General features: G+C 68.3%; 8 protein-coding genes. 4 read left to right on the forward strand and 4 right to left on the reverse strand.

Annotated elements, in window-relative coordinates; genetic code table 11:
* Positions 1–31 precede the first annotated feature (31 nt).
* Entirely contained in the window at positions 32–1,063 is a 1,032-nt protein-coding gene (locus A9X01_RS05860; protein ID WP_065119850.1) for an LLM class flavin-dependent oxidoreductase, read from the forward strand.
* On the opposite strand, the gene A9X01_RS05865 is transcribed toward A9X01_RS05860, so the two are convergent.
* Complete coding sequence (locus A9X01_RS05865) at positions 1,064–5,026, reverse strand: bifunctional diguanylate cyclase/phosphodiesterase (RefSeq protein ID WP_065119851.1); 3,963 nt, start codon at positions 5,024–5,026, stop codon at positions 1,064–1,066.
* A gap of 134 nt (positions 5,027–5,160) precedes the next feature.
* Complete coding sequence (locus A9X01_RS05870) at positions 5,161–5,589, reverse strand: HIT family protein (RefSeq protein ID WP_065119852.1); 429 nt, start codon at positions 5,587–5,589, stop codon at positions 5,161–5,163.
* A gap of 55 nt (positions 5,590–5,644) precedes the next feature.
* Between A9X01_RS05870 and A9X01_RS05875 the strand changes: the two genes are divergently transcribed.
* Positions 5,645–7,033, forward strand: a complete 1,389-nt coding sequence (locus A9X01_RS05875) for an amidase (protein ID WP_065119853.1) — start codon at positions 5,645–5,647, stop codon at positions 7,031–7,033.
* Here the strand turns inward: A9X01_RS05875 and A9X01_RS05880 are convergent, their stop codons facing one another.
* Entirely contained in the window at positions 7,034–7,534 is a 501-nt protein-coding gene (locus tag A9X01_RS05880) for a DNA-deoxyinosine glycosylase (protein WP_065119860.1), read from the reverse strand.
* 42 nt (positions 7,535–7,576) lie between these two features.
* Between A9X01_RS05880 and A9X01_RS05885 the strand changes: the two genes are divergently transcribed.
* Together A9X01_RS05885 and abmR are read left to right on the forward strand one after the other, a co-directional pair.
* Positions 7,577–8,707, forward strand: a complete 1,131-nt coding sequence (locus tag A9X01_RS05885) for an adenylate/guanylate cyclase domain-containing protein (RefSeq protein ID WP_253848966.1) — start codon at positions 7,577–7,579, stop codon at positions 8,705–8,707.
* Positions 8,708–8,969: 262 nt separating this feature from the next.
* Positions 8,970–9,548, forward strand: coding sequence for an ATP-binding transcription factor AbmR (gene abmR / locus A9X01_RS05890; RefSeq protein WP_065119856.1), 579 nt, complete (start codon positions 8,970–8,972; stop codon positions 9,546–9,548).
* Positions 9,549–9,555: 7 nt separating this feature from the next.
* Here the strand turns inward: abmR and A9X01_RS05895 are convergent.
* Positions 9,556–10,914, reverse strand: a 1,359-nt coding sequence (locus A9X01_RS05895; protein WP_081282231.1) for a sensor domain-containing protein, incomplete at its 5' end; no start/stop codon positions are given.

The raw sequence follows: 10,914 nt of genomic DNA on the forward strand, positions 1-10,914 counted from the left end.
GCTTCTCGCCGGCAAAGTTGTTGGAGCCAACGTGCGTCTTTCAGTTCTTGATCTGGTCCCGGTGCGCTCCGACCAGTCGACCGCCGACGCGCTGGCGGCCACCGTGTCGCTGGCGCAGACCGCCGACCGGCTGGGATACACGCGCTACTGGGTCGCCGAACACCACAACATGCCCTCAGTGGGCGCCACCAGCCCGCCGGTACTGATCGCCTACCTCGCGGCGCAGACCGACCACCTGCGGCTCGGGTCGGGCGGAGTGATGCTGCCCAACCACGCGCCGCTGGCGGTGGCCGAGCAGTTCGCGCTGCTGGAGGCCGCCGCGCCCGGTCGTATCGACCTGGGTATCGGTCGCGCGCCCGGGTCCGACCCGGTCACCTCCTACGCGCTGCGCGGCGGTCGGGACGATCGCGACATCGAGAAGTTCCCGGCATATCTCGACGACGTCGTCGCCCTGATGGGCACGCGCGGTGTGCGGGTGCCGCTGCGCTCGGGGGACTACACCCTCAAGGCGACCCCGGCCGCGGCCAGCGAACCCCGGCTGTGGCTGCTGGGATCCTCGATGTACTCCGCGCAGCTGGCCGCCGCCAAGGGGCTGCCGTACGTGTTCGCCCACCACTTCTCCGGGCGGGGCACCGAGGAGGCGCTCGAGCACTACCGCAGCCATTTCCGGCCCAGCGACCTGGCGTCCGAGCCGGTGACCTTCCTGACGGTGAACGCTGTCGTCGCCGAAACGCGGGCGGAGGCAACCGAGTTGATGCTGCCGAACCTGCAGATGATGGCCCGGCTGCGGACCGGCCAACCGTTGGGTCCGGTGCAGCTCGTCGAGGACGCTCAGCTGGAACGATTGACACCCGCGCAGCAGCACATCGTGGACAGCGGGTTGGCGCGGGCCGTCGTCGGCGCGCCGCCTGAGGCCGCCGAACAGCTACGGGCTCTGGCCGAGCGGTTCGACGTCGACGAGGTGATGGTGCACCCGGTGGCATCGGCTCGCCATGGCACCGATCCCGCGACCGCGCCGGCTCGGGTGGCGACGCTGGAGCTGCTGGCCAAGGAGCTGTTCTAGCTAGTCGGTCCGGGTCGCTGCCGGAGTGTGGGTGTTGATCCAGCGCTGCAGCTCCTCCGCCGGTAGCGGCGGACTGTGGACGAAACCCTGGGTGATCGTGCACCCATACTGCCGCAGCGCACGCAGCGTCGATTCGTCTTCGACTCCCTCGGCCACCAGATCCGCGCCAAGGCTGGCCGCCAGCGCCACCGTCGACCGCACGATAGCCACCGAACGTGGATCGTGAGCCAACCGCGCCACGAAGATGCGGTCGAGCTTGAGTTCGTCGACCGAAACGTCCTGCAGTCGTGCCAGCGAAGACCAGCCGGTGCCGTAGTCGTCCAACGAGATTCGGACGCCCAGGCGCTGTAACGCGGCGACGGTGCTGCGCGATCGCGCCGAGTCGACCAGCGTGCTCTCGGTGATCTCGATGATCAGCTCGTCGGCGGGCAGCCCGTGGGTCTGCAGCAGCTGTTCGATGGTGCCAACCAGGTCGAGGTCGAGCAGATTCGTCGTGGACAGGTTCACCGCGACGGTCAGTGACATGCCCTGGTCACGCCAGGCACGGGCCTGCTCGAGGGCGAGGTTGACGGTCCGGTTGGCCACCTTGCGCATCAGACCGGCGCGTTCGGCCGCCGGCAGGAACTCCTCGGGTAGCAGCAACCCGCGGCTGGGATGGTGCCAGCGCAACAGCGCCTCGACGCTGTGCACACTGCCATCGGCCGCGTTGATCTTGGGCTGGTAGTGACAAACCAGCTCGGTGCCTTCGACGAGCGCGGCGCGCAGCTCCTCGATCAGGTTCGGGTCGTTGTCCCGGTACAGCTCGAACGCCGAGTCGTACACGGCGATCTTGCTTTTGGCCGACCTGGCGTGCGGAAGCGCCATCTCGGCGCGGGTCAGCAGCTCCTGCGGATGATCGCAGTGGTCGGGGTACAGCGCGATCGCGATCCGCCCGTCGACCTGAACGGTCATCGGGTCCAACGCAAATGGCTCGCTCAATGCCTCCAACAACCGGCCGGCCTGTGCGCGGGCGGCGATCAGGTCCGCACCCTCGGCGAGCAGCACCGCGAACTCGTCGTCACCGGCGCGGGCCAGCAGATCGTCGCGACGCACGTTGTGGGACAGCCGATTAGCGATCTGGCACAACAACTCATCGCCGAAGTGGTAACCGACCGTATCGTTGATCTCATCGAACTCGTACAGCTGCAACAGCAACAGCGCGCGACGCGCCGGCGCCCGGGTGACAGCCGGCCCGACAAGCGGGCTCGCCGGCGCGTCGACCGGCGCCTCGGTCAGCGCGGTGGCAAGCGAGCGCCGATTGGGCAGGGTGGTCAGCTCGTCGGTCATGGCCTGCTTGTGGGTCTCCGCCAGGATGCTCACCTCGCGGAAGGTCACCGAGAACCGGGCGGCGACCGCGACCAGGCTCAGCGCGGCGAGTGTCGGCGCGATCGCCGAATGCCGACCCACGGCCGTAACGGCAAGAGCCACAACGGTGCACGTCACCGGCGTCACGTAGGAACCCAGTCCGCGCCTGGGCAGGGGCGGCACCGATGACCAGGCCGTCCAACTGGCCGTCGCCAACAGCAGCGACGAGGCGGGCCAGAAGGCGTCGAGCATGGTGCCGACCCGGTAATCGCTGGCCGAGGTCTCGAACAGATACGCGGTGTCCGCCGCCGCGATCATCAGGAACCCCGCCACCAGCAGACCCCAACGAAACTCCCTGCGCCAACCCAGGATCGGCAGCATCCCCGCCGCCAGGGCGGTGAGCACCAGATCACCCCACGGATAGACCAGGCCGACGAGAACGGTGGCGGGGGCCCGGACCGTGGCCGCGTGGATCGGTCCGGCGGCTAACGCCGCGGCCACCGCGGCCATCGCCAACCCGCACACCACCGAGTCCAGGCGGATTGGGAGGGGCACCCGCTTGAGGCGGGTCCGCATCAGTAACAGCAGGCCGATATAAGCCAGCGGATAGAAGGCCAGATACGCCGGGTCCGCAATGGACGGGGATTGTCCGTCCGGCACAAACCTGACGTAGAGGACGTCGCCCAGTGCCGAGCACAGCATGCCGATCGCGATGACCGTCCATGCCGCGCGGTCCGCCTTGACGCGAAAGGCGCGGATCGCGATCAGTGCCGCGGCGAACAGGTTCAGCCCCGGGTACAGGACGTTGGCGAAGAACGGGCTGTGATCGGCGCGTGGGTCCGGGAGGCAGGACTGTGCGAAAGCGATCACCCCAATTGCCAAGCACACCAAGGAGATCCGGATCCAGACCGGTGGCCATCGAACGCTGGGTGGCTGGTCGGGAGAATGTCTGGGTGCCGGCACGGGCGGCCTGATGGTGCGCGCGAGTGCGGTGATGTTCGCCGAGCTGGTCACGGCGCCGAAGGCGCCCCGGTGGATCCGGCCGCTGTCGAATTCGTACTCCAGGTTGCTCCTCAAGTCTGCCGATCCGGCGAGTTGGGGCAGCCCATAGGGCAGCGGCAGATCCGGCACAAAGCTGCGGATGCATTGTCCGCCTTCACGTTTGGCCGCGTACATGGCCAGGTCGGCATGCCGTAGCAATTCGTCGACGGTGCAGCTTGACTCGGCGGTGGCCACCGTGAACCCGATGCTCGGCCGAACCGCCAAGGGGACACCGTCGATCACGATCGGCACCTCGAAGGATTCCAGGACCCGCTGTGCCGCGGCCTGGGCCTGCTCGACGGGGCCCTCGATCAACACGGCAAATTCGTCCCCACCCAACCGTGCGACGGTGCCGGCCTCACCCAGGGCGGTGGTCAACCGCCCCGCCACCCGCACCAACAGCTCGTCGCCGGCCGGGTGACCCAGCGCGTCGTTCACCGACTTGAAGTTGTCCAGGTCCAGGCACATCACCGCGATGGGTGCGGCGTCCGCGCCGCGGCGGGCGACGGCTTGCTCCAGCTTGTGCAGAAAGTTGGCGCGATTGGCCAGGCCGGTCAGACTGTCTCGGAACGCCTCCCGGGCCACCTCGGCCAGCAAGCCCTGGTTTTCCACCAGCACCACGAACTGCCGTGCCAGCACCGCGGCCACCAGGATGCCCGCCCCGATCAGCAGCGGCCCGTGCCGCATCAAACGCAGCGCGTGGCCCAGCGCGACCGCGGCCGCCAGCACCAGCGGGATGTACGGCAACCACAGGCGGAGCCGTGAGGAGCTGTCCTGCGGCGAGGCCGTGGGAGTTTCGTTGACGCTGATCAGGCCGGCCAGGGCCAGCATTCCCAGCCCGACCACCCGGCTCACGTCGACCAATTCGCCGGTGTGATAGCTGCCCACCCCGGTATGGAACACCACCAGGATGTCGGCGACCGCGATGGTGACGACCGCGCCCGCAACCAAGTTGACGCTCAGTCGCCCACCGGGACGGCCCCGGGACAGCACCAGGATCGCCGTGGTCATCAGCGACACGTCAGCAAAGATGTGCGCCAGGGTGGTCAGCCCGGAAGTGCTCGCCTCGCGCAACAACCGGTCCAGAACGAACACCCAGGACGCCACGAACAGCGATGTCGCGACGATGACACCGTCGAGGAACAGTCGCCGCCGACTCTGGCCGACGGGATCGGACAGCAACAGCAACGATGTGAACGCCCCGATCGGGTACAGCAGCAGCACGATCTCGGCCGATGCCGGATGGCTGGCGTGGTCGACTTCCGGTCGCACGTCATAGACCGCCCAGATGACTTCGCCGACCGCCCACCCGGCGAGAGCCACGGACAGGGCCAGCCAGCCGGCGCGGCGGCGCCCCTGCGCGGGACGGGCCGCCCGCGCGGCGCATCCGGCGGCGAACGCCAGGCCGATCACCGTCACGACCCCGATGATCGGCCGCGTCGCATACGGGCCGTGCCAACCGAACCAGGACGAAGCACCCACCAGCGCCGCCGCCAGACCGTAGCCGGCGATGACGGCCCAAACGGTCCCTGGGGCCAGCCCGGAGAGCGGGCGCGGTCGTCCCGTCCAGCGCTTCATTACCCCGCTCCAGCTCACACGCAGTGCACGCCTAGGCGAAGTAGAAGGGAAGCTTCACCGCGCGTCCACTCAGGATAAACCGCTGCTCGACCGTCTGGCGTTACTACGGGCAACGGATCCGGTGCCCGGATCGGCTACTGGCCGGCGTCGATGCCGGCAAGCGCCTCCCGCAGGATCCGGCCGGTCTCCTCCCGGTCCGGGTCGCGGCGCAGCAACAACCCCTTGGCGACCGAGAGCTTGTCACCCTCGCGCCGGGGGAGCACATGCAGGTGAATGTGCGACACGGTCTGGAAGGCCGCGCGGCCGTCGTTGATCCCGATGTTCGTCGCGTCTGCCAGTTCGGTGGCGCGCGCCGCCCGCGCGATCCGTTGGCCGATGGTGATCATGCCTGCCAGCGTCTCCGCCGGGGTGTCGGTCAGGTCGACGCTGTGTTTCTTGGGCACCACCAGCGTGTGACCTCGGGTGAACGGTCGGATGTCGAGGATCGCCAGGTAGCCGTCGTCTTCGAAAATTCGGATGGCCGGGGCCTCGCCGGTCGCGATCGCACAGAACACGCAGGACATATCGCCACGGTACGGGCCGTGCGGGCGCCGCGGCTGGGCGGGATACGCTGCGGCAGTGGACCCTAGCGATCTCGCGTTCGCCGGCGCCGCCGAACAGGCGCGCATGCTGGCCGACGGTGAAATCACCGCACCGGTGCTCCTCGAGGTCTACCTCGAACGGATCGAGCGGCTCGACAGCGAACTCCGCTCCTACCGCGTGGTGCGCTACGACGGCGCTCGCCGCGAAGCCGAGATCGCCCAGCGGCGCATCGACGCCGGCGAGCGGCGACCGCTGCTAGGGGTGCCGATCGCGATCAAGGACGATGTCGACGTCGCCGGCGAGGTGACGACCTACGGCAGTGCAGCGCACGGCCCGCCGGTGACCGACGACGCCGAAGTGGTCCGCCGGCTACGTGCTGCGGGAGCGGTGATCATCGGTAAGACGGCTGTGCCGGAGCTGATGATCATGCCGTTCACCGAGTCGATGACGTTTGGGGCGACCCGCAACCCGTGGAATCTTCGTCGTACGCCCGGGGGCAGTAGCGGCGGTAGTGCCGCGGCGGTCGCGGCCGGTCTGGCTCCGGTGGCGCTGGGATCCGACGGCGGTGGCTCCATTCGGATCCCGGCCACGTGGTGCGGGTTGTTCGGGCTGAAGCCGCACCGGGACCGGATCTCGCTGGAACCGCACGACGGCGCGTGGCAGGGCCTGAGCGTCAACGGCCCGCTCGCGCGATCGGTGATGGATGCGGCGCTGATCCTGGATGCGACCAGCACGGTGCCCGGCCCCGAGGGAGAGTTTGCCACCGCGGCTACCCGCCCTCCCGGCCAGTTGCGAATTGCGTTGAGCACAAAGGTACCGACGCCATTGCCGGTCAGGGTCGGCAAGGCGCAGCTGATAGCTGTCGAACAAGCGGGCGCATTGCTGCGCGATCTCGGACACGAGGTGGTCATCCGGGATCCGCACTATCCCGCCTCGCTGTACGCAAACTATCTGCCCCGATTTCTGCGGGGCATTTGCGACGACGCCGACGCTCAGGCACATCCGGAACTGCTCGAAAAGCGCACCCGCGCCATCGCGCACCTCGGCTCGTTCTTCTCCGATCGGCGGATGGCGGCCCTGCGCAACGCCGAGGCGGGGCTGAATGCCCGCATTCAAGCGATCTTCGAAGACGTCGACGTCGTCGTCACGCCGGGCACCGCGACGGGGCCGTCCCGGATCGGCGCCTACCAGCGCCGCGGCGGCGTGTCGACGCTGATGCTTGTGGCGCAACGGGTTCCGTATCAGCAGATCTGGAACCTCACCGGACAACCGGTCGCGTCGGTGCCATGGGACTTCGACGACGAAGGGCTGCCGATGTCGGTTCAACTGGTCGGCCGGCCCTACGACGAGGCCACGCTGCTGTCGTTGTCCGCGCAGATCGAAGCCGCCCGACCCTGGGCGCACCGGCGCCCGCCGGTGTCCTGATCATCCGGATTGGCCGATCACCTTCCAGGCGGCCAGCTTTCGTTCCTTTGTGATCGCGTTGGCCGGACTGGTCGATGGCAGCCGCACGAAGCTGACCCCCGGAGGAGTCATTCGCACGAGCCGCTCGAAAAGCGCGGCCGCCTTCGCGCCGTTGAAGTACACCCGGGTGATCGCCGGGTGTTCGCCGAACAACGCGCCGAAGTCATTGACCACCAGACTCTTCGGGTCGATCGCGGAGTCCGCGCTACCGGCACGGCGGCAACTGTGCAGCACGTCCCACAAGGCCACGCCGCGTGTCTGCAATACCGCAAGGCGCCGGGAATACGCTGCGGTGCAGTCGAATCCGAAAACCTCGGCAATGATCGGCCAAAACGCGTTGCGCGGGTTGGCATAGTACTGACCGGCTGCCAGCGACCGTACGCTCGGAAAAGAGCCCAGGATCAGCAGTCCGGCGTCGGTGTCGATGACCGGCGGCAGTCCCTTCAGCAGCGGTGTGTCCATCACCTCCACATGATGACGGGCGGGCACTCTAACGTGGGACAGGTGGCGGAACACCCGGAGCCGAACATCGACGACCTCCTCGAGGGCCTGGAGGGCTCGGCTCGGACCGAGCGTGCGGAGCTGGTGAAGTGGCTGCTCGAGCAGGGCATCACCACTGAGGAGATCCGAAGGACCAATCCGCCCCTATTGCTGGCGTCTCGGCATCTGCTCGGCGACGACGGCACCTACGTGTCGGCGCGCGAGATCAGCGAGCGGCACGGCATCGACCTGGAACTGCTGCAGCAGGTCCAGCGTGCCGTCGGCCTGGCCAGTGTGGACGACCCGGACGCCGCGATTCACATGCGCGCCGACGGTGAGGCCGCCGCCTACGCCCAGCGGTTCGTCGAGCTGGGGGTGGATCCCGAACAAGTGCTCGCGGTGGTGCGGGTGCTGTCCGACGGGCTTTCCCACGCGGCAGAGGTCATGCGATATGCCGCGCTGGCGACCATCCTGCGACCCGGCGCCACCGAGGTGCAGATCGCGCAGGGATCCAAGGCGCTGGTCGGCGCGCTGGCGCCGCTGCTCGGCCCGATGATCCACGAGATGCTGCTGCTGCACCTGCGCCACATGATGGAGACCGAAGCGGTCAACGCCGGCGAGCGCGCTGCCGGTAAGCCGCTGCCGGGCGCCCGGCCGGTCACCGTTGCCTTCGCCGACCTCGTCGGATTCACCAAGCTCGGTGAGGCGGTCTCGGCCGAGGAGCTGGGTCAGCTCGCCGGCCGCCTGGCCGACCTGGCCCGCGATCTCAGCACGCCGCCGGTCCGGTTCATCAAGACCATCGGCGACGCGGTGATGCTGATCTGCCCCGATCCGGCGCCACTGCTGGATGCGATCTTGAAGCTGGTCGAGGTGGTCGATACCGACGACGCCTTTCCCCGGTTGCGAGCCGGCGCCGCGTCCGGCATGGCGGTCAGCCGGGCCGGCGACTGGTTCGGCAGTCCGGTCAATGCGGCGAGCCGGGTCACCGGTGTGGCGCGGCCCGGCACGGTGCTCGTCGCCGAGTCGGTCAAGGATGCCCTGGACGCGCAGGGCGATGACGCCGGTTTCGAGTGGTCGTTCGCCGGCGCTCGGCGTTTGAAAGGGATCAAGGGCGAATCGAAGCTTTACCGGGTCCGGCGAGGGGCTGAAGGCTGACCGCCTTCACACATGGGCAGGCCCGGCGCGACTCTGCGGGGCGTTGCTGACTCCGTCTTACGCGGGTCTGACGCGGCCGGTTTTTACCCGTCTTCCGGCTCTTTGGATTCGGTCGCTTCCGGGCCTGCTTCGCTACCAAAAATACAACTGTGCTGGCCCGATAGCAACGGTTGGCCGACGGTGGTGACGGTTGACGGATCGCATGGATTCGCCGGCGGCGAACACACTTCTGTAATGGATGTAACGGTGTAATCATGTAATCATGAAAATTCATCACCATGGTCGACGCGGCGGACGCCCCGGCGGCTGGCAACAAGCAGAGCAACCCGACGCCAGCGATGCCGCTGACTGGTTCGCCGGACGGCTGCCGGAAGGCTGGTTCGACGGGGACCCGACCGTCATCGTCGACCGGGAGGAAATCACGGTGGTCGGCAAACTGGCTGCGGCACCGGCCACCGAGGGCGCCGCGGGCGACGAGAGTCCCGCTCGCGCCGAGGGCCGGGTCTCACGCTTCCGCGAGGAAACCCGCCCCGAGCGGATGGCCATCGCCGAGGAGGCCCAGGACCGCTACGGACGGAAGGTGTCCTGGGGAGTCGAAGCCGGCGGCAAACGGATCCTGTTCACCCACATTGCGGTTCCGGTCATGACGCGACTCAAGCAACCCGAACGCCAGGTCCTCGACACACTGGTCGACGCCGGCGTCGCGCGATCACGTGCCGACGCGCTCGCCTGGTCGGTCAAGCTGGTCGGCGAGCACACCGAGGAATGGCTTGCCAAGCTCCGCAACGCGATGTCCGCGGTCGACGACCTGCGCGCGCAAGGCCCGGACCTGTCCGGCTAACGGTCGCCTAGTTCTCGTTGTCGACCTTGGCGACGATCTTGTCGGCGATCCGGCGGCCCTGATCGGTTATCTGGTACCCGCACGCGTTGACGTCGACGATAATGTTGTTGGCCACCGCCATCGCCCGCTGGCACTCCCAGCCGTTGGCGCCCTCTTGGACATCCAGCACGCTGATCTCCGGGGGCGCGCCGTCCACCTCGTGGAACGTCCACCGGTAGGTCTTGCCCTTGTTGGTGACCGTGACCGTCTTTCCGGCGCAGTTCTTCCACTTGCTCAGCGAGGTGTCCATGAAGGCCTCGGCTTTGGCGGCGGTGGGGAAGCTGATGGTGGCCTGGTTGACCCAGTGGTCGTAGTCGTCGCCGGGCTCGGACAACACCAGCCCGTGGAGTCCGGTGTAGCCGCTACCGGCGTACACCGCGCCCTGGCTGGTGTACATCGCACCCTGGCAGTCCGGGATCGAGAGGGTCATCGCGGTGGTGTCCACCGTGGTGATGGCTTTTCCGGGTGTCATCGTCGCCGAGCCCATCACTGAATTGATCTCCGACGCGCTCAACAGCAGCGAGCTGAGCCTCTCCTCGGAGATGGGCTTCTTCTTCTTCGGCTTGTCGTCCGGCTGATTCGCTATCCAGATGCCCAGCCCGCCCACGATCAGGACCAGCACAACTGCCACGGCGGCGACGATTGGCCAGGGATTGCGCTTTTTCGTGGGCTGGCCCTGGTGCCACGACGGGCCGGAATGTTGCGGCGGTACGGGCGCCGCGGGCGGGCCGCCGCCCCAGCCGCCGCCTTGATACTGCGGCGGGGGTGGGGGCTGGCTCGAGCTGGGAATCGGGCCGCTGGCCGGCCCCCAGCCGGGCGGTCCGGATGGGTGCTGCTGCGGCAATGGTCCGGACTGGCCCGGCCCGTACTGTGGCATGCCTGCCGGCGCGGGCGGCGGCTGCGGAGCCGCCATGGTTGCGGCCATGGTCGGCGGCGAGCCCGCCGATGGCGGGGTGGGCAGCGTGGCCTCCTGGCTGCGGCGCACGATCTTCTCGGCGTGATCCTGGTCCGGGTCACTGAGCGCTTCGTGCGCGGCGAGGGCCAGGTCTCCGGCGCTGGAATAGCGGTCTTCGGGCTTTTTGGCCATGCCGCGAGCGATCACCGCGTCGAAGGCCTTGGGGATCCCGGCGCGCTGCGTGCTGACCTGCGGGACGGGGGTCATCAGGTGCGCGGTCACCAGCATTCCGGCGCTGTCGGCGCGGTAGGGCGGTCCGCCGGTGAGGCATTCGTAGAGCACGCAGGCCAGCGAATAGATGTCGGCGCGGTAGGTGACCTCGTCGTTGGAAAACCGTTCGGGCGCCATGTATTTCCAGGTGCCCACCGCGGT

Origin of the sequence: Mycobacterium asiaticum (genome assembly GCF_001668675.1) — a bacterium.
GTDB lineage: Bacteria > Actinomycetota > Actinomycetes > Mycobacteriales > Mycobacteriaceae > Mycobacterium > Mycobacterium asiaticum_D.